Origin of the sequence: Neptuniibacter sp. QD29_5, assembly GCF_047778125.1 — a bacterium.
Classification (GTDB): domain Bacteria; phylum Pseudomonadota; class Gammaproteobacteria; order Pseudomonadales; family Balneatricaceae; genus Neptuniibacter.
The window spans coordinates 1,452,377-1,472,474 of sequence record NZ_CP180556.1 but is presented as its reverse complement, the minus strand read 5'-3'; the positions used below and the strand labels follow the sequence as shown (position 1 = coordinate 1,472,474).

Annotated in this window: 18 protein-coding genes and 1 tRNA gene; 7 read left to right on the top strand and 12 right to left on the bottom strand. The window is 44.6% G+C overall.

Annotated features, from left to right (window positions below):
- Window positions 1–85: 85 nt before the first annotated feature.
- Together lon and nfuA are read right to left on the bottom strand one after the other, a co-directional pair.
- Window positions 86–2,512, bottom strand: coding sequence for an endopeptidase La (gene lon, locus ACMXYR_RS06725; protein WP_415903408.1), 2,427 nt, complete (start codon window positions 2,510–2,512; stop codon window positions 86–88).
- 237 nt (window positions 2,513–2,749) lie between these two features.
- Window positions 2,750–3,343 (bottom strand): Fe-S biogenesis protein NfuA, encoded by a 594-nt coding sequence (gene nfuA, locus ACMXYR_RS06720; protein ID WP_415900836.1) that lies wholly within the window; start codon window positions 3,341–3,343, stop codon window positions 2,750–2,752.
- Between the two features lie 241 nt (window positions 3,344–3,584).
- Here nfuA and ACMXYR_RS06715 point away from each other — a divergent pair, with 241 nt between their 5' ends.
- Together ACMXYR_RS06715 and ACMXYR_RS06710 are read left to right on the top strand one after the other, a co-directional pair.
- A complete protein-coding gene (locus ACMXYR_RS06715; protein ID WP_415903407.1) occupies window positions 3,585–4,913 on the top strand; it encodes an MATE family efflux transporter in 1,329 nt (442 codons plus the stop codon).
- A gap of 78 nt (window positions 4,914–4,991) precedes the next feature.
- Window positions 4,992–6,170, top strand: coding sequence for a cation:proton antiporter (locus tag ACMXYR_RS06710; protein ID WP_415903406.1), 1,179 nt, complete (start codon window positions 4,992–4,994; stop codon window positions 6,168–6,170).
- A 17-nt stretch (window positions 6,171–6,187) separates the two neighbouring features.
- Here the strand turns inward: ACMXYR_RS06710 and ACMXYR_RS06705 are convergent, their stop codons facing one another.
- A complete protein-coding gene (locus ACMXYR_RS06705; protein ID WP_415903405.1) occupies window positions 6,188–7,177 on the bottom strand; it encodes a glycosyl transferase family protein in 990 nt (329 codons plus the stop codon).
- Window positions 7,178–7,250: 73 nt separating this feature from the next.
- On the opposite strand from ACMXYR_RS06705, the gene ACMXYR_RS06700 reads away from it, so the two are divergent.
- The 3 genes from ACMXYR_RS06700 to ACMXYR_RS06690 all read left to right on the top strand — a co-directional run bounded on the left by ACMXYR_RS06700 (window position 7,251) and on the right by ACMXYR_RS06690 (window position 10,090).
- A complete protein-coding gene (locus ACMXYR_RS06700) occupies window positions 7,251–8,012 on the top strand; it encodes an adenosylcobinamide-GDP ribazoletransferase (protein ID WP_415903404.1) in 762 nt (253 codons plus the stop codon).
- 102 nt (window positions 8,013–8,114) lie between these two features.
- Window positions 8,115–9,473 carry a 23S rRNA (uracil(1939)-C(5))-methyltransferase RlmD gene (gene rlmD / locus ACMXYR_RS06695; protein ID WP_415903402.1) on the top strand — a complete coding sequence of 453 codons (1,359 nt, stop codon included), beginning with the start codon at window positions 8,115–8,117 and terminating at the stop codon, window positions 9,471–9,473.
- A complete protein-coding gene (locus ACMXYR_RS06690) occupies window positions 9,470–10,090 on the top strand; it encodes a pseudouridine synthase (protein ID WP_415903401.1) in 621 nt (206 codons plus the stop codon). Before rlmD ends, ACMXYR_RS06690 begins: the two co-directional genes overlap by 4 nt.
- A 12-nt stretch (window positions 10,091–10,102) precedes the next feature.
- Here the strand turns inward: ACMXYR_RS06690 and ACMXYR_RS06685 are convergent, their stop codons facing one another.
- The 3 genes from ACMXYR_RS06685 to dapA all read right to left on the bottom strand — a co-directional run bounded on the left by ACMXYR_RS06685 (window position 10,103) and on the right by dapA (window position 13,413).
- Window positions 10,103–11,050, bottom strand: coding sequence for a D-2-hydroxyacid dehydrogenase (locus ACMXYR_RS06685; protein ID WP_415903400.1), 948 nt, complete (start codon window positions 11,048–11,050; stop codon window positions 10,103–10,105).
- Between the two features lie 89 nt (window positions 11,051–11,139).
- On the bottom strand, window positions 11,140–12,525 hold the full coding sequence (bamC, locus tag ACMXYR_RS06680; RefSeq protein ID WP_415903399.1) for an outer membrane protein assembly factor BamC: 1,386 nt from the start codon (window positions 12,523–12,525) through the stop codon (window positions 11,140–11,142).
- Between the two features lie 12 nt (window positions 12,526–12,537).
- A complete protein-coding gene (gene dapA / locus ACMXYR_RS06675; protein WP_415903398.1) occupies window positions 12,538–13,413 on the bottom strand; it encodes a 4-hydroxy-tetrahydrodipicolinate synthase in 876 nt (291 codons plus the stop codon).
- Window positions 13,414–13,713: 300 nt separating this feature from the next.
- On the opposite strand from dapA, the gene ACMXYR_RS06670 reads away from it, so the two are divergent.
- Complete coding sequence (locus tag ACMXYR_RS06670; protein WP_415903397.1) at window positions 13,714–14,181, top strand: peroxiredoxin; 468 nt, start codon at window positions 13,714–13,716, stop codon at window positions 14,179–14,181.
- 32 nt (window positions 14,182–14,213) lie between these two features.
- Here the strand turns inward: ACMXYR_RS06670 and ACMXYR_RS06665 are convergent, their stop codons facing one another.
- Window positions 14,214–15,296, bottom strand: a complete 1,083-nt coding sequence (locus ACMXYR_RS06665; protein WP_415885024.1) for an AI-2E family transporter — start codon at window positions 15,294–15,296, stop codon at window positions 14,214–14,216.
- A 12-nt stretch (window positions 15,297–15,308) separates the two neighbouring features.
- Window positions 15,309–15,545 (bottom strand): sulfurtransferase TusA family protein, encoded by a 237-nt coding sequence (locus ACMXYR_RS06660; RefSeq protein WP_415885025.1) that lies wholly within the window; start codon window positions 15,543–15,545, stop codon window positions 15,309–15,311.
- 98 nt (window positions 15,546–15,643) lie between these two features.
- On the opposite strand from ACMXYR_RS06660, the gene ACMXYR_RS06655 reads away from it, so the two are divergent.
- Window positions 15,644–17,080, top strand: a complete 1,437-nt coding sequence (locus ACMXYR_RS06655) for a M48 family metalloprotease (protein WP_415903396.1) — start codon at window positions 15,644–15,646, stop codon at window positions 17,078–17,080.
- Window positions 17,081–17,152: 72 nt separating this feature from the next.
- On the opposite strand, the gene nadA is transcribed toward ACMXYR_RS06655, so the two are convergent.
- From nadA to ybgF, 4 genes are all read right to left on the bottom strand, one after another.
- Window positions 17,153–18,205, bottom strand: a complete 1,053-nt coding sequence (gene nadA, locus ACMXYR_RS06650) for a quinolinate synthase NadA (RefSeq protein WP_415885027.1) — start codon at window positions 18,203–18,205, stop codon at window positions 17,153–17,155.
- Between the two features lie 259 nt (window positions 18,206–18,464).
- Window positions 18,465–18,540 (bottom strand) — tRNA-Lys (locus ACMXYR_RS06645).
- Window positions 18,541–18,590: 50 nt separating this feature from the next.
- Window positions 18,591–19,274 carry a 7-cyano-7-deazaguanine synthase QueC gene (gene queC, locus ACMXYR_RS06640; RefSeq protein ID WP_415903395.1) on the bottom strand — a complete coding sequence of 228 codons (684 nt, stop codon included), beginning with the start codon at window positions 19,272–19,274 and terminating at the stop codon, window positions 18,591–18,593.
- An 18-nt stretch (window positions 19,275–19,292) separates the two neighbouring features.
- Window positions 19,293–20,096 carry a tol-pal system protein YbgF gene (gene ybgF, locus ACMXYR_RS06635; protein WP_415903394.1) on the bottom strand — a complete coding sequence of 268 codons (804 nt, stop codon included), beginning with the start codon at window positions 20,094–20,096 and terminating at the stop codon, window positions 19,293–19,295.
- Between the last annotated feature and the right edge of the window lie 2 nt (window positions 20,097–20,098).

Genomic DNA, 20,098 nt, shown 5'->3' with positions numbered 1-20,098 from the left:
GCCCAGCAAGATGGTCTGGCATTTATACCAAGGTGCAGAAAGGGGTGTCAAGACACCTAGAACACCTTTCTACCCCTGATGAATACTAATGTGGCTTTATTTGCTCCGGCTCAGCTTTTGCTTTTTTTTCTTTCGCCGACACCACTTCTTTATCGCTTTTTTCTACAGGTTTTGGTTGATACTTAAGTGCGATGTCTAACACTTCATCAATCCATTTAACCGCCTTAATATCGATATCTGCTTTGATATTGTCGGGAATTTCCTTTAAATCGCGCTCATTTTCTTTTGGAATAATGACCGTTTTGATTCCCCCACGGTGTGCTGCGAGCAGCTTTTCTTTCAATCCGCCGATAGGTAAAACCTGCCCTCTTAGGGTAATTTCACCTGTCATTGCTACGTCCGCCTTAACCGGAATATTGGTTAAAACTGATACTAAAGCCGTACACATTCCTATACCCGCACTCGGGCCATCTTTTGGTGTAGCACCTTCTGGAACATGTATATGAACGTCTTGTTTTTCATGGAAGTCAGACGCAATACCAAGCGCTTCAGCACGATTTCGTACAACTGTTAGCGCAGCTTGGATGGATTCTTTCATCACATCACCTAAGCTACCAGTGGTCACATGACGGCCTTTACCCGGCACAACCGCTGTCTCGATACTTAAGATGTCACCACCAACCTGCGTCCAAGCTAAGCCTGTTACAAGACCAACCTGATCCTGTTCTTCTGCAATGCCGAAGTTATGCTTTCGAACACCGCTGTAGTGTTCCAATTGAGCCTCATCAATAACCACCGGCAAATCTTTCTTATCAGCCAGAGCCAGCTCTTTAACCACCTTACGACAAAGCTTAGCGATCTCTCGCTCAAGACCACGTACACCAGCTTCGCGGGTATAGTAACGGATCAAGCCAGTAATGGCACTATCCTTTATCTCCACTTCACCCTTTTTCAGGCCATTATTTTTAAACTGCTTCTCGATAAGATAATTTCGAGCAATATTCAGCTTTTCATCTTCGGTGTAGCCCGGGATACGAATAATCTCCATACGATCCAACAATGGACCTGGAATATTCATTGAGTTCGAAGTACAAACAAACATAACATCAGACAGATCGTAATCCACCTCAAGGTAGTGATCATTAAAGCTGTTGTTTTGTTCTGGATCTAAAACCTCAAGAAGTGCAGACGCTGGATCACCACGCTGATCCATGCCCATTTTATCGATCTCATCGAGCAAGAATAGCGGGTTTTTCACGCCTACTTTGGACATTTTTTGTAAAAGTTTGCCCGGCATAGAGCCTATATAAGTACGGCGATGCCCACGAATCTCTGCTTCGTCACGCACTCCACCTAGTGCCATACGAACGTATTCACGGTTCGTAGCGCGAGCGATAGAACGACCTAGAGATGTTTTACCTACACCTGGAGGACCAACCAAACAAAGGATCGGACCTTTAAGTTTTTTAACTCGTTTCTGAACAGCTAAGTATTCCAAAATGCGGTCTTTAACTTCTTCAAGACCGAAGTGATCTTGGTTAAGAACCTTTTCTGCTCGCTTCATATCGTGGCGAACTTTAGATCGCTTAGCCCAAGGGATTTGGATCATCCAATCGATGTAACCACGAACAACTGTTGCTTCTGCCGACATTGGCGACATCATCTTCAACTTGTTGTATTCGCTCATGGTTTTATCGAAAGCTTCTTGCGGCATTTTCGCTTCAGCAATTCGATTTTTCAGCTCATCCATATCGTTAGTACCGGACTCATCCAGATCACCTAACTCTTTTTGGATAGCTTTCATCTGTTCATTCAGATAGTACTCGCGCTGACTCTTCTCCATCTGCTTTTTAACGCGGCCGCGGATACGTTTTTCCACTTCAACCAAGTCAATTTCAGACTCCATCAACGCCATCAGATGCTCTAGTCGCTCTTTATTGCTAAGCATCTCTAAGATCTGCTGCTTCTCTTCTAGCTTAAGCGACATGTGAGCTGCAATGGTATCTGCCAAACGCCCTACATCATCGATGTTCTGGAGAGAAGAAAGCACTTCAGATGGGATTTTCTTATTTACTTGAACAAAGCGTTCAAATTGCTCTAAAACTGTACGCTTGTATAGCTCGCTTTCAGCTTCCGTCAGCTCTTCAATTGCAAGCATATCTGCTTGAGCAGTAAAGAACCCTTCGTCTTCACTCAATGCATGAATGGTTGCGCGGTAATCACCTTCCACTAGCACTTTTACAGTACCGTCAGGCAATTTAAGCATTTGCAGTACACTAGCAACGGTACCTACTTCAAATAGATCTTCAGCTAACGGCTCATCATCGGATGCATTTTTCTGTGCAACAAGAAGAATTTCTTTTTCCCCAGACATTGCTGCTTCTAGGGCTTCGATTGATTTTTCCCTTCCCACGAATAATGGGATAACCATATGCGGATATACCACTACATCCCTTAGCGGGAGCACCGGCAATTCGATTAGTTGTTCCTGAATGTCGTCATGTTGTGTCATGAGCAAAAGCCTCATCAACCAGTCCGCGATGTACTGCGGAGAAATTCTAAAAAAGCGTGTCTTAGGGTTACATGGGGGTCAAAATTTCAAATGCAACCAATTAGATACAAAAAAACAACGCGTTGGGAATAAATCGAGGTAAGAGAACCGGGATACTAAATTTTATAGCAGTATCCAGTTATGGAGACAATCAAAAAAGGGGAATAAATTCCCCTTTTTACTTTCATATGCTCGAGCTTACTTATAGTAGGCTTTATCACGGACACTGTGGTCTGTGATATCACGTACCCCAACTAAGGTTTCGATACGTTCAACTAGTGTTTTTTCTACACCATCTTTTAATGTCATATCAACAGCGCTACAACCCTGACAACCGCCGCCAAATTGAAGCACTGCAATATTACCTTCCTCTTCTTCAACCACTTCCATCAGTTTTACTTCACCACCATGGGAAGCCAAACCTGGATTGATCTCTGAATATAGAATGTAGTTAATCTGCTCTGAAATTGGGCTATCCGGTGAAACCTTAGGCACTTTCGCGTTCGGCGCCTTGATCGTTAGCTGCCCACCCATGCGATCCTTTGCAAAGTCCACATGTGCTTCATCTAGATAAGGAACACTGTTCTTTTCAATGTAGAAACGTAGCTGTGTCAGCTCCAGTATTTCATCATCTTCAATAACTTCATCTGGGCGACAATAAGCTAGGCAAGTTTCTGCGTAAGATGTACCTGGCTGTGTAACAAACATGCGTACAGCCATGCCCTCAACATCTTGTTTAGAAAGTAGCTCTTTTAAGTATTCTTCTGCCGTTTCTGTGACGGTGATATTCATACGGTGTCCTGTATGTTGAACCAATCAATTCTTAAGCTCTAGGATACACTCAAAGTATATCCGAGTAAATTGCTCAACTATTAAACAATAGGTGAAAAATTCTATCGCAACATTGCACAACTCTGCCACCTTATTCAGCCCATCCATTAGATATAAGGCCTTAAAACTATTTTTCCATAGAGGGAGAGACCTTATTGCATAGATAATCTGATAGAATTGCTTTTTTCCTATTTTGACCCCTATGACATTCTTCAACCGACAAAAAATAATAATAGGTTTAGGGCTGCCGATTATCGCGGGAATGCTTTCCCAAAGCCTACTTAACCTTGTAGATGCCGTACTTGTCGGTCAGCTTGGCGAAGCATCTCTCGCCGGCGTAGGCATAGGGGGCTATGCTAATTTTGTGGCTATCAGCCTCATTCTTGGCCTGTCTTCTGGGGTACAGACGTTAGTGGCACGTCATCAAGGCGAAGGCCAGTTCGACCATGCCGCCTCCCCCGTTCACTGGGGACTCTTGATCTCACTTCTTTTCGCACTCCCTATCAGTTGTGTATTGATCTATCACTCGGGATTCATAGTCTCTCTGATGACTGAGGATTCAGCGGTACAGGATATCTCTGAAGCCTATTTTGATTACAGAACAGCAGCTATGCTAGCGATAGGGCTTAATCTATCTTTCCGCGGTTGGTGGAACGGTACTAAGCGTCCAGCGACCTACTTTAAAGTCTTAATAGCCACCCATCTTCTGAACGTGATTATTAGTTACTGTTTGATCTTTGGTGAACTGGGTTTACCAAGACTCGGCGCGCCAGGAGCAGGTTTAGGTACTGCTATAGCATTGTATATAGGCGCTCTATTAAACGCTGTTATGGTCTACAAGGACGCTAAAACTAACGGATTATTTAAATTCAGTACTCAACAAGCATCTTCAATCTATAGAGTGATTAAGCTCGCAATCCCTCATTCTATGCAGCAGCTTTTCTTGGCTTTAGCAATCTGTATTCTTATCTGGATCATTGGTCAGCTAGGTACCAGCGAACAAGCAATAGCTCATGTACTAATTAACCTATCTCTTTTCTTAATCCTTCCTGCAGTTGGTTTTGGCGTTGCGTGCACCTCGCTTGTTAGCCATTCAATTGGTGAAGATAACTATCAAGAAGCAGCTCGTTGGGGATGGGATGTAATTGTCACAGCGTTGGCTTGCATAAGCCTACTAAGCATTCCACTTGTAATCTTTCCTGAAGTAGTTCTTTCTGCGTTTTTACAATCAGAGCAACTGATAGATATCGCTGTGCTCCCCCTACAACTAACCGCACTAGCCATCTGTTTAGATGCTGCAGCAATTGTATTAACTCAAGCACTACTCGGGGTAGGTGCCAATCGCTCGGTACTGCTTATATCTACATTTAGTCAATGGTGCTTCTTTTTGCCTTTAGCTTGGCTATTTGGCCCTATCTTAGGCTTCGGGCTCTTGGGCATCTGGATTGTACAGATCGCTCATCGATTGCTTTCATCAGCAATTTTTATCCGCATCTGGTCTCAACAGCATTGGCAAAAAGTAAAAATTTGATCCTCTAAACGGTTTGTTTGTTTGAACCGCTCTGTTTCATCTTGCTATAGTTTAAAAACGACTCTTAGGGATATGTAAATGGCTGATCAGTCACTAGTTTTTTCGTTCTTCTTAATTTTTACAGGTGCTGCCATTGTTGCGTCTTTGGCTCTCTACACTCGCCAGCCTTTGCTCGTTGCCTATATCGTTTTAGGAGCGATCTTAGGACCTTACGGCATGAGCATGGTGACTGATACTAAACTCCTGTCAGATATCTCCCACGTCGGCATCATCTTCCTGCTATTTCTTCTTGGCCTAGACATGCAACCCTCGCATCTATTGCAGATGTTGCGCAAAGCCACCTTGGTCGCCATAGGAAGTTCACTGATATTCTTTGCACTTGGTTACAGCGTCGGTTATGCCTTCGGCTACACACAAACAGAAAACCTCATCATCGGCACTGCCGTGATGTTTTCGAGTACGATCATAGGCATCAAACTACTACCTACAACTGTCCTCCATCACCGTCATACCGGTGAATTAGTGGTAGGCCTTCTACTTCTACAAGACGTAATTGCAATCATGGTCTTGTTGTTCCTATACAGCGGTACCAATGGTGGCACGAGTAGCGATACCATGGCTCAATTTGCAACAACGCTGGCAGCACTACCACTCTTGATCATCGGCGCTTTTGCCTTTGTAAAATACATATTGCTAAAACTGATTCAGAAATTCGATCGCTTTCATGAATATATATTTCTTCTTGCGATTGGCTGGTGCCTTGGCTTAGCAGAGATGGCACATTTGGCAGGCTTGTCCGCGGAGATCGGCGCTTTTGTTGCTGGTGTATCTATTGCAACGAGCCCAATTGCTCAATACATTGCAACAAGCCTAAAGCCACTCAGGGACTTTTTCTTAATCCTATTTTTCTTCTCAATAGGCGCTAGCTTTAATCTGACCCTAGTCAGCACGATTGCGATTCCAGCAATTATTCTGGCAATTTTGGTCCTGGCGATTAAACCCGTTGTATTCCGCTTTTTACTGAGCCGTATTAGTGAATCAAAGCAGCTAGGGTGGGAAGTGGGTTTTCGTTTAGGTCAGATAAGTGAGTTTTCGCTATTAATTGCTTACATAGCGGCAGGAAGTATGATGATTGGTGAAGAAGCTTCTCATGTTATTCAAGCAACTGCGATCTTAACCTTCTTGTTATCCAGTTATGTGGTGATCTTCAATTTTCCATCTCCGATTGCCGTTTCAGATAAGCTTCGCCGAGATTAACCGGCGAAGCTACTCGCTCAAGCAAATAGAGAGATATTTCGGCTCTGCCAAAGCTGCTCTGCTTTCTCCAGTAGCTCAGGCATCTCTGCTGACTCGCCTAACAACCTTAAAACCACAGCCATGGTTGATATGATCGCTTTATGGCCGTACTCATGTTCACCTTCACCTTTCCAAACATCTAGCAGAGTTTGCGACGAAAGCCCCACCTCTTTCACAAAGCGCTTTTCAACAATACGGGGCCAGTCATATTCCGTTAATTCCCCCTTGTCTGACCACTGCAGCAAACACTCAGTATCCGGCCTAATCTCGGCCTCCCCCCCATCACCGCGCATAGTGACGTTGCGTTTCACACCTAAAAGCTGAGCGGTTTTTTGATGCATAGGGCCATACGCTGGGTGAAAAACACCATCGATACTGGCCGGCGCGTCAGCAGGGTTGAGCATACGACATAGCGTGTGAACCGGGGAACGCAGCCCAAGGATTGGACGTAGTTGAATAATCTCCCCTAATGGTGGGCAAAACTGATCCACAGACATATACGCAAAGTTAACTCGGTCTAACTCAGCCTCGGTTTCAGACCAATCCTGACAGGACTGTAAGTTAAACAAACTAAGCATATCTTCTACATAAATACGTCCTGGCGTGTGACCTTTAGAACCATGCATAAAGATTCGGTAACCATGGCTAGCTAGACAAAGTGCCACAAGCAAATACCATGTATGGCGCCTCTTTTTACCAGCATAAGTTGACCAATCAAGATCTACTTGGAGCTCTTTACCGACTGAATAGCGACTGCGTACAGCATCTGCGAATCCAGCCAACTCCTCTGGCGCTTCCTCTTTGACTCGCAGCAACATCAAAAAGGCTCCGAGCTGTTCAGGCGTTACCTCTCCATCCAGAATCATGGCCATTGCAGCTTCAGCCTCTTCGCGGCTAAGCGATCTTGTACCATTTTTGCCTTTGCCCAAAATGCGAACAAAGGGAGCAAATTTGTGTTCTTCGATCATCAGTCGTTTAAACCTTGTCCTTAGTTAAAGGAATTACTAAAGTAGGGACTCTTTTTCTCAGGCCCCAAGTTTAATGAAATCTTACCCCGAGCAGCTACATCTTTTTTTTAATGCCCTAACCTATTTTACCCGTTTCACCTCTCCATCCTGGGTGCATTACACTAAAGAAACACAAGCAAAATCGACTAAGTACTTGCCATGGGTAGGCCTTTTAATTGGATTTTACGCCGCTCTAATCTATTGGCTTTCTAGTTTTATTTTCACAGATAGCATAGCTGTTATTCTATCGATGTTATCCAGTATTTGGATGACTGGAGCACTCCATGAAGATGGCTTAGCGGATTGCTGTGACGGCTTTGGCGGAGGATGGGATAAAGATCAGATCCTTCGCATCATGAAAGACTCCAGGGTTGGCAGCTACGGTGTTATTGGCTTGGTCGTTGTCTTATTACTTAAATTCAACGCTCTACTAGAAGTTCAGCACACCATTGCCATCATTGTATTAGGCCACTGTCTCAGTCGTTTATTCCCGCTCATCATCATCTATCGTGAAAAATACGTTAGTGCTGAAGAGACTAGCAAATCCAAACAGATGCTAAGTCCCTTGAGTAAGATGGATCTGCTTATTGCTACCCTGCCAGTTGCCACATGTTTTATCTTTTTACCACTCAGCTATCTTAGCGTTTTAGCCCCAACCCTTATCGCTACCGCTTGTATGATCCATTTCTTCAAACATTGGATCGACGGCTATAATGGTGATTGCTTAGGCTGCTGTCAGCAAATCAACGAATTATTGATCTATCTCTGGTTGTGTATACCGATCTTTCTTATCTAACTAATAGTGATCAACACAGGCGCCTGATCACTTTCCTACAAGTCATAGGACGTGCAGGTCGCTTTCTGATAGAATCGCCGCCTTCTTAAGCCGGTACTCATCATGAAACGTAAACAAAGCCTTTTTGCCAAACCAATTCCTCAGAAAAAGAAACCTAAGGCAGCTACGCCTTACCCAGATACTCTGAAAATTGAAGGACTAAGCCATGAAGGCCGAGGCATCGCCAAACATGATGGTAAAACTATATTTGTAGCTGGCGCTCTACCAAAAGAAGAAGTTGAATACGAAATTACCAGCAAACATCGCCGCTACGATGAAGCCAACTGCACTCAAGTGCTAACTGAATCGTCACAACGCACGTCGCCAAAGTGCGAGCATTTCGGTACTTGCGGTGGTTGCGATCTACAACATTTAGCGCACGAACACCAAATCCCAACCAAACAAACATTGGTTTTAGATCAACTCAGTCGATTAGGTAAATTTGCGCCTGAAAAAGTTGAAGCACCCATTACAAGCACAGAATGGAACTATCGCCGTAGCTGCCGAATAGGCATCAACCAGATGATGCGAGATGGCAGTGCACTAGTTGGCTTTAGACGCCGCGGCAGTAGCAAACTGACCCAAATAAATCACTGCCCAGTCCTCGCGGAACCTCTAGATAAGATCTTGTCGGCGCTACCACAAGTACTGGAAGCAGAAGAACAGTTTAAAGAGATCACCCACGGCGAATTAACTCTAGGAGACAACCAAGGCGCATTAACACTTCGCGTAAAAAAACGCCCTAGCGATGCACTTTGCCAAGCATTAAACGATCTAGCTGAACAACAGAATTTTAAGCTCTATTTTGATCACGGCGATAAGATAGAAGCCTACTCAGACAAAGCGGTTTTGAGCTACGTACATCAACCAACTGCTACAGATATCCAATTTGAGCCGGGCGACTTTATTCAGGTAAATAACCAAGTTAACCAACAGATGATAGATCGCGCGATCTCTTGGCTTAACTTAGAAGCTAACGATCGAGTATTAGATCTATTTTGTGGTATCGGCAACTTCAGCCTCCCGTTAGCAAAAACTGCAGCGCATGTTGTTGGTATTGAAGGTGTTGAGGATATGGTTGCCCGCGCCAATACAAATGCAACCAATAACGATCTAGACAACTGTGAATTTTACCGAGCCGATCTAAGTAAAGATCTGCGGGCAATGCCTTGGTACAAACAAGGCTTCAATAAGATCCTACTAGACCCACCAAGAACAGGTGCCCTAGAGATTATTAAACAGCTTAAGAATCACCAACCAGAGATGATTCTGTATGTATCTTGTAACCCTGCCGCCCTTGCACGAGACGGAGCTGAATTGATTGAGCAAGGCTATGTAGCCAACCGCTTCTGTGTCATGGATATGTTCCCACACACTTCCCATGTTGAATCCATGGTCTTATTCGAACAGAAAACAACGTGATAGAAATCATTTTTAGCGATGACTCACTCGTCATCGCCAATAAACCTTATGACATGCTATCTGTTCCCGGTCGAGGGGAAGATAAACAAGATTGTTTATGGCGCAGAGTGCAAGAGCAATTCCCTACCGCACGAGTCGTTCACCGCTTGGATTACGCCACATCTGGCTTGATGGTATTAGCACTCACCCTTGAAGCGCAACGACATCTTAGTCGTAGCTTTCAAGAGAGACTGACCAACAAACGCTACCAAGCGATTATCTGCGGAGAGCCAAGAGAAACATCGGGTGAAGTAAAGCTACCGCTACGATGCGATTGGGAGAATCGTCCATTGCAGATCGTAGATTTTGAACAGGGTAAAAGCGCTCACACTGAATGGTCGCAGCTATCGAAAGAAGCGCTAGGAACAAGGGTCGCGCTAAAACCAATCACAGGTCGCTCACATCAACTCAGGGTACATATGCAAGCTATGGGTCATCCGATCGTTGGCGACCGCTTCTACGCAACTGAAGAAGGCATGGCCGCTTCAGAACGCTTACTTCTTCATGCTGAGTACTTAGCCTTTCCTCACCCAGATACTAATGAGCAGGTCGAATATTTCGCGCCTTGCCCATTCTAAGCACCTCAATTGTTAAACCGGGTTGATGTGCTCACCTCGTAAGAACGCCTGAATATTATCAGCTGTTTGCTGAACAATACGGGTTCGGGCTTCTAAAGTACCCCAAGCGATATGCGGCGTTACCAATAGATTAGGAATAGAAGGATCTAACAGAGGATTTCCATCCTTTGGCGGCTCGACAGTGAGTACATCTGTTGCTGCGCCCGCGATTTCGGCAGACTTTAGCGCATCCACAAGGTCTTGTTCATTTACAATCCCACCACGAGCAGCATTAACTAAAAAAGCCGTGTTTTTCATCTCCTTGAAGGTGGATCGATTAAATAAGTTTTCCGTATCATCTGTTAATGGGCAATGAAGGCTGATCACATCTGATGTCGCAATCAATTCATCTATACTCACTCTAGCCGGATCTTGCACATTACTGCTCAAGCTTTGTGCCAGCACAACCTTCATTCCGAAAGCAGAAGCTGCATTCGCTACACCCTGTCCCAGATTTCCGTAACCAATAATACCTAGTGTCTTACCTTCAAGTTCTACAATCGGGTAATCCAGAAAACAGAACTGATCAGAACGCTGCCACTGACCTTTTTGCACATCATTAACGTAAGAAACCAAATTAGTATGCAAAGCTAAAATCATTGACCATACATGCTGAACCACAGAGCTAACCCCATAAGCAACACAATTAGACACTGGAATGCCTCGTTCAGCAGCTCCTTCTTTATCAACAACGTTGGTACCTGTTGCTAGCACGCAGATATATTTAAGCTGCTCAGCAGCATCCATTACTTCAGCAGTGATAGCAGTTTTATTGGTAATAAGAATGTCTGCACCTTTAACTCGCTCAAGCACTTGATCTGGCCGAGTCAATTCGTAGCAGATCAATTCTGAAACGCTCTTTTCGATAGGAGAAAGATCTATCGCTTCCAGCCCTTTTAAATCCAAAATTACAGCACGCATTAATTTCTCCTACCGACAAATAAACTAACCACAAAAAAAGGGCCTCTCGGCCCTTTTTGTTAAGATGATATTACTCTCAACATCACCTCTTAAGCTTTAGGTAAATTCTCTTTAATTCCCCAAAGAATCTCTTCTGCCACAATAGATGGTGCGGATAGACCTTGAGAGGTTAATACACTTAAGAATACGCCTGCACGAGTTCTGATCAGCTTCAACTGATATTGACCTGTGTGCTCATACTTACCGGTACTTTCATTGTATATACCAGAATCTTCACCACCGAAGACGTAGATAGGTTTGCCAGCAAACCAGATCTTATAACCTTTTTTGTTACCTTCATCTTCTGGGTCAGTTAGAGCGTCTTTCGCTTCGCCCTCTTTCACACCTTGAAAATAAGCTGCGGTTTTACCTGTCGTATAGCTGATACCACCTTTTTCTTCAGTATTGATACCCAGCGCCTCAGAAATCGCACTAGTATCAAGTTTAATATCACCTCGATCAGAGTGAAGCCACTCAAAGAAACCTTGTTCTTCAACATTCTCAAACGGCGTAGAAGTTGTATAGGTCATATAGAAGTAACCCGTATCTGCATCACGGGTACCCACATCCATATCCGCTTTATCCAACGCTGCGCTAATCTCATTCCAAGCCGTAGAGGCATCCGTGTTCATCTTCAGAACAGGGTTACCACGGGAATCACGACCTAACTGCGTACCAACACGGCGCTTTTCGTTAAATGCGATAAGCGTTTGAGCATTACGCTGACCAGACGCTTTGCCTAGATAGCGCAGCATCTCAAACATCATATCAGATTTGAAGGTAACACCCTGAGCTTGAGTAGCCCAATCGATGCTTGTCACTTCTTCATCAGCGGCAAATCGAACATGCTCCATACCGATAGCAGTGCGAGAAGCATCACCTTCCACAGGTCTTAAGCTTACACGCAATTTATCTTTCGCATCGCCAGGGATATCCTGGAAAGTTAAGCGCTTAACCCAAGTATCTACCAAACCAAATTCTTTAGCATCGTGATGGATCCACTGGGTTTCCATACGGCCCTGACGAGGGTCTGACTTAGCTATGTCGATCCCATTAAACTGCCAAAACTCTTGCAACTTAACCCAAACGCTAGTGATCCCCTCATCAACAATGATAAGTTTCTCACCACCTTCACGTTTTAGGTTAACAGATTCACTACCTGCTTCAGCGTAAAAGAATTCAGGACGAGGAACTTCAAAGCCCCCCGTACGCGCTGTCGCAACGTTACTAATTTCAGGAATAGTCAAAGTATCTGCAGTCTGCTTCGCTTTAAGGTGCGCTGGTAATTCTAGACGCTGACCCGTTTGAGCCAATTCATAATCCTGACTACGGTCACGCACAATGCCGCTTTCACCGTAGATAGGGTTATCATCCAACATACTGCAGCCAGAAAGCAGCGCTCCAGTAACCACTGATACAGATACAATTTTCTTCATGAATATAGTCGCTTAGATAATGTTAGTGCTACGCATCGCTTCACGAACAGTGTCGCGACACTCATCTGCCAATACAGTTAGTGGCAAACGAATACCAAGGCCCATGTAGCCCATTTCAGCTAACGCCCATTTCACAGGGATTGGGTTCGCTTCAACAAACAGTTTTTCGTGAAGTGGCATTAGGCTGTTATTTAGCGTACGTGCTTCTTCAGCTTTACCAGACATTGCCAAAGAACACATTTCAGCCATTTCAGCAGGCGCAACGTTTGCAGTTACAGAGATGTTACCTTTACCACCTTCAAGCATGAGCTCTACTGCAGTAGCATCATCACCAGAGTAAACAGCAAAATCCGCCGGTGCTCTAGAAATTAGATCAATACCGCGAGGTACGTCACCTGTTGCTTCTTTAACACCAACAATGTTGCTAATCTCAGCAAGACGAAGCACAGTTTCAGTCTGCATATCACAGGCAGTACGACCCGGAACGTTGTAAAGGATCTGCGGGATATCTACTGCTTCAGCAATAGCTTTGTAATGCTGGTACAAACCTTCTTGAGTCGGCTTGTTGTAGTAAGGAGTCACAAGCAAACACGCATCTGCACCCGCGTTTTTAGCTTCAGCAGTTAGCTCGATTGCCTCGGAAGTTGAGTTTGCACCTGTGCCTGCAATCACTGGGATGCGGCCTGCAACTCGATCAACTACACGTTTAATCACTTGGCAATGCTCATCGCAGTTTAGTGTAGCGGACTCACCAGTAGTGCCCACAGCGACGATGGAATCAGTGCCCTTATCCAGATGCCAATCTACCAGTTTGTCTAGGGAATCCCAATCGACATCTCCGTTAGAAAGCATAGGGGTAACAAGAGCAACAATGCTGCCAGTAATCATTTTTTTCTCCATGAGATTTATATCAGGTTTTGCAAAGGACAAAACTACTCTGCCCTACTGCGTATTACAACCTTAAAACTTGACTAATCGACCCTAGGCGGCTGAAAAGATTCAATTTTTCCTAAGGTCGATCCAAATAGAGGGCTAAGAAGGAATATTTCTACTTTCACTCACAAAAGATTGCCAATTACTCGTGAAATAGATCACTTATAATCTAAACCATATCTGGTATCGTATTAAGAGACGTATTCTATACGATTTTATACTTTGTTGAGTAGCCATCATCACTAAGGATTTACTATGAGCAACGTTGCTATTGATCAAAAAGTCCCATCTTTTACCGCTCAAGCCACTAGCGAGCAGTCTGTTGAACTGGATGCACTTAAAGGCAAAAACATTGTTATCTATTTTTACCCTAAAGACAGTACCCCTGGCTGCACAACAGAAGGTCAGAACTTCCGCGACGCTATCGATCAGTTTGAAGCAGCAAACACTGTAATTTTCGGTGTTTCTCGTGACGGCATGCGCGCTCATGAAAATTTCAAAGCAAAACAAGAGTTTCCATTCGAGTTAATCAGCGACCCAGATGAAGAACTGTGCAAACTGTTTGATGTAATAAAGCTAAAAAAGAACTATGGTCGCGAGTACATGGGTATCGACCGCTCTACTTTCTTGATTGATGCAGAAGGTGTTTTACGACAGGAATGGCGCACTGTAAAAGTTAAAGGTCATGTCGACGAAGTACTTGCTGCTGCTCAAGCACTATAATTCAGAATAACAGACACAAAAAAAAGCGGTGTTTAAACACCGCTTTCTTCTAATTCTACTGGATGATGTTTAGCCTTTGGCCACGAGCTCAAAATAGCCTTGATCAAAGTTGCTAACGGAATTGCAAAGAATAATCCCCAGAATCCCCAAAGCCCACCAAATACCAACACCGCTACGATAATCGCAACTGGATGTAGATTTACTGCTTCAGAGAACAACAATGGCACAAGTGCGTTACCATCCAGCGCCTGGATAATGCCGTATGCCACCATCAGAGTCATAAACTCACTACTCCAACCCCACTGGAAGAAAGCAATCAACGCTACAGGAATTGTTACCAAGGCAGCACCTATATATGGAATCAATACGGACAAGCCGACCAAAATACCCAGCAGCGCAGCATAGTTAATACCCAAGAAGATAAAGGTAATGTAGGTGACGGTGCCAACTACGATAATCTCAATAGCCTTACCACGGATATAGTTAGCAATCTGATCATCCATCTCAGTCCAAACACTGGTCATCATATCGCGCTTTTCAGGCAAAAATGATACCCACCATTTAGTCATAACCGCGCCATCTTTGAGGAAGAAGAAGACTAAAATAGGCACTAAAACCAGATAGATCAGTAACGCCATCACTCCAGTAATCGAATTCAAAGAGAACGTCACCACCAACTGCCCCATCTGTGATAGCTCAGCAGCCGCCAGATCAATCAGCTCTAAAATACGAGCTTCAGATATGAACTCAGGGTATTTTTGCGGCAACAGAAGTAATACCGTTTGTATTTCCGATAATATACCGGGGAGCTCATTAAACAGATTTACTGCCTGACGCCATGCCAGCGGCATAACGATCAAGAACAGCGCAGCTAAACCACCTACAAAAGCTAAAAACACCAGTATGACCGAAAGCAGATGTGGAACATTCAGCTGCTTTAAGCGGTTAACCCCACCCTGCATCAAAAACGCTAGGATAATACCCGCAAAAACCGGTGCCAAAGCCTGACCTAAGGTCAAGATCACCAGTAATGCAGCGCCTAACAAAACAAAGAGAAGCAACGCCTCTTCGTCAGAAAAGTAGCGCTCTATCCATTTACTAAATATCTTGCGCATAAGAAACTCTTCTTAGCCTCGACGAATCAGATAAACATAAGGTTCCTGATCAGTGAACGATTCCAACAGTTCATGGTCAGATTGATCGGTATAGGCTTTAAAATCTCTGATAGAACCACTATCAGTAGCGATAACTTTTAACACCTTCCCCGCTTCCAATTTGTTTAGCGCTTGTTTAGCTTTCAGGAGCGGCAAAGGACAATTTAATCCAGACGCGTCTAATGTCTCGTCATACGAATGTGTAGTCATTAACTTTTCTTAACGTAATTTTTGTTGTCGTTATCAATTAAGTTCAGCACTATATACCATTCTTGTTTGTATTAGCACGGGCTTTTTCGGATACCAGTATGCACAATGGACTTATTGCTTTCCTCTTAACAATTTTGTTAAGTGTTTCACCTTCAAGCCTGAAAGCAGATACCCAACTACCGGATATTGGTGGCAGTGGCTACAGCATTATCTCAGAGCAACAAGAATACCTTTTGGGACGCGCTTGGGTACGTATGCTTCGAGGCAGTTCGCGCTTATATAAAGATGCAGTTGTAAGCCAATACGTCGAAGAACTCACTTGGAATTTAGTCACATACAGCCAATTAACGGATCGTCGCTTAGAAATTCTGGTACTCGATAACCCAACCGTTAATGCCTTTGCAGCTCCCGGTGGCATTATTGGGGTCCACACAGGCTTACTTCTTACGGCACAAAATGAAGCTCAGTTAGCCTCAGTACTCGCACACGAATTAGCTCACTTAAGCCAGCGCCACTTTGCCTCACAATTAGAAGAGCAACGCCGCAACAAACCTTTTTTCATAGCTAGCTTATTAGGCAGCATTTTATTAGCAGCCGCAGATCCCGAAGCGGGCATCGTCGGCATGCAATCGTCTATGGCTGCCTCAGCCTCCTCTCGCCTTTCATTTAGCCGCCAGAATGAACGCGAAGCCGATTACATAGGCATGCAAACCTTGACACAAGCGGGCTACGATCCAAAGTCCATGGCTGATATGTTCCATCAGCTACAACAACAAGCGCGGTTTAGCCGTATACCGCCTGAATTTTTGCTAACCCACCCAGTCACCCAATCTCGTGTATCAGACGCACTAAACCGTGCTGAAACAATCAACGTGATTAATGCCAAAGAAAACAGCATCCACTTTAATATCGCCAGCGCACGTATTCGTACCGGATACGCTAAAGATCAAAAGCAACTGTTAGAGAAATACCTAAACACGCAAAAGCAGCAGGATAACAACAGTTTAAGATACGCAATTGCCCATACTGCGATTGCGGTTAAAGACTTTGAACTCGCGCAAAAGAACATCAACCGCTTTAGCAAAAACTTTAAAAGCCGCCTAAGCGCTCGTTTAATCAAAGCAGAACTGGAACTAGGAAAAGAGAACTACCCAGAAGCGGCGAAACAACTACAACACCTAAGAAACCTTTTCCCGGGCAGCCAAGCTGTATCTTTTATTTACGCCGATACACAGATCAAACTAAACCAGCCGCACCTAGCGGTACAAGCTTATGAAGACCTGGTCGAGAAAGATCCAAATGACAGCCGTGCATGGTACCTGCTGGCAGAAGCCTACGGGTTAGCTGGCGATATTGTCGGCGTACACGAAGCCCGTGTTGAATACTTCCTACTAACTGCCAATGTGGATAGAGCCCTAAGGCAGATCGATTATGCTCTAAGAGAGCCGACAATTAGCAGCACTGAACGCGCGCGATTAGAGCAAAGACAGGAAGATGCTAAAGAGATTAGGGAATCGTTGAAGTTGGATTTTTGATTTAAGACACCTACACGGCAACTGAAGCAACATCTATTGGCAATAAAAAACCCGCTTTCGCGGGTTTCAAATTTACTTATTCAACTCCGCCGAGAAATCAAGCATTCGTTGTAGCGGCTTGCGCGCATCGACTATTAGAGACTCATCGACATGAATCTCATCTTGCCCTGTTTCTAGCGCGTGAAGCACGCTCTCAAGACCGTTCATCGCCATCCAAGGGCAGTGAGCACAGCTACGGCATGTAGCGCCAGAACCACCCGTAGGCGCTTCGATAAACTGCTTACCTGGCGCTGCTTGCTGCATCTTATAGAAAATCGCTTTATCCGTCGCGACGATAAACTGCTCATTTGGCAGATCACGTGCAGCATTGATAATTTGCGTGGTAGAACCGACCGCATCCGCAATCTCTACGACCGAATCTGGAGATTCTGGGTGAACCAGTACCGCAGCATCTGGGTAAACCTTTTTAAGATCTAGAATACCCTGCGCTTTAAACTCTTCGTGTACGATACAAGCGCCATCCCACATCAGCATCTCAATGCCTGTTTGACGTTGAACGTAAGTTCCTAGGTGCTTATCTGGTGCCCAGATAATCTTTTTACCTTGATCCGCCAAGTGCTCAACAACTTGTAGTGCAATACTGGAAGTCACAACCCAATCAGCACGCGCTTTTACAGCAGCTGAAGTATTGGCATAAACCACTACTTCGTGGTCTGGATGCGCATCGCAGAATGCAGAGAATTCTTCGATTGGGCAACCGATATCAAGTGAACAAGTTGCTTCGATTGTTGGCATAATTACGCGCTTTTCAGGCGTAAGGATCTTAGCCGTTTCGCCCATAAATTTAACGCCTGCAACAACTAACGTACTAGCGGAATGAGCATTACCAAAACGCGCCATTTCTAAAGAATCAGAAACACAGCCACCGGTTTCGTCTGCTAACTGCTGCAGAACTGCTGAGGTGTAATAGTGCGCTACCAGACAAGCATCTTTCTCTTTAAGCAGCTTTTTGATCTTCTGCTTATACTCTTCAACTTGCTCCATAGTCATATCTAGAGGCAAGTGTTCTTTAGCGAAGTGCTCCTGCACGAGGATGCGATCTGAAATATCCTGTTGGCTCAACATTTGACGTAATACTCATAAGTTGTACTGATCGACTACCTGCTCACCTAGGTAGCTTTATTACCTGAGGATCACCCAGATAAAAATTAGGGGACGCAGTATAGCACAAAAGCAGCTAGGTTCAGCTAGGTTCAGCTAGGTTCAGCTGGGTTCGGCTGTTTTATTCCTTTATAACTGATTCAAGCTGAATGTGACTGTTTCTGGCTGCCATTTCGTGAATTTCAGACATAAAAAAACCAGCTCGAAGGCTGGAGTTTTTAAGTGGTGGGTCGTATAGGATTCGAACCTATGACCAATTGGTTAAAAGCCAACTGCTCTACCGACTGAGCTAACGACCCACACAGAGGACGCGTATTTTACGTATCCTTAATGCAAAAGCAAGGCTTTTTTATTGATATCTGGTTGGATCTTCCAAGCCAGCATCAACAAAGCCTTTTGCGCGCAAACGACAGCTATCGCAAGCGCCGCATGCTTGACCATCATCATCTGCTTGGTAACATGAAACCGTCAAACCGTAATCAACTCCCAGACGAGTACCCTCTCGGATGATCTCTTCTTTGGTGAGGTCTATCAGCGGTGTTTCAATCTTGATTGGATCGCCAGACACACCACGCTTAGTCGCAAGATTCGCCATGGTTTCGAATGCAGCAATATATTCTGGACGACAATCAGGGTAACCGGAGTAATCGACTGCGTTTACACCAATAAAGATCGCATCGGCTTCTAGCACTTCCGCCCAACCTAACGCCAAGGACATAAATACTGTGTTACGTGCAGGAACGTAGGTCACCGGAATTTCATCGGATTCCTCTTCTGGCACATCAATACTATGGTCAGTTAGCGCGGAGCCACCAAAGTCTTCTAAGTGAAGACGAATAACACGGTGTTCAGCCGCATTAAGTTGCTTGGCAATTTTCTTAGCCGCCTTTAACTCAGTTAAAGAGCGCTGACCGTAATCAAAGCTCAATACATAACAGCTGTAGCCTCTTTCAGCAGCCATTGCCAGCGCTGTTGCCGAGTCCAGACCACCAGACAGCAACACCACTGCTTTTTTTGAAGCAGAAGAATTCATGTGTTTTCCAAAGATCGATTAGAGCTGACGCTTAAACTCTTGAGCTAAGCGAACCGCATCAGAATCAGGGTATTTATTGATTACCAGATCAAGGTATTCAGTTGCCTTAGCAGTGTCACCTAACTGATTGTAGATGATACCAAGTTTATACGCTGCATCCGGAGCTTTAGGGTTATCCGCGAACTGGGTTAACACCTGCACGAATGATTCACGTGCTTGTTCAGGCTTTTGCTCTGCTAAGTAAATCTCACCTAGCCAGTAATGAGCATTAGGCAAACGCACACTTTGTGGGTAATCCTTCACAAAAGCAGAAAATGCTTCAGCCGCTTTCGGGAAGTTTCTTAGCTTAACCAACCCAAAGGCTTCTCGATAAGCCTGCGCATCACCCACTGATGGCGTTAAAGGTGCTATATCCGCTGGCATTTGAGATCTAGATACAGATGAACCACCCTCTAAAACAGGAGTGTTATCAACACCTAACTGACCAGTCGTCGCTAACGGCGTTAAAGCTGGATCCCTTAAAGCGGTGATACGGCCATCTAGATCGCGATAGCGCTCTAGCTGCTGCCGTTCCATCTGCTTTAGACGGTAATCTTGCTGCTCTACTTGACCACGCAGAGAACGCACTTCGTCCTGCAACTGCTGGACAATAAGTAACAGTTCACTATTTTTTGAAGCCGAGTGAGTATTATAGGAAGGCTGTTGAACATTGGTAGGCGAAGCGCCAACACCCAACTCAATAACAGGTACTTCTTCTGCTACAACATTAGCGCTGATCGCCAGCGCTAATGCAGTAGAAAGAACGGTAGAGTTCGAAGTCATAA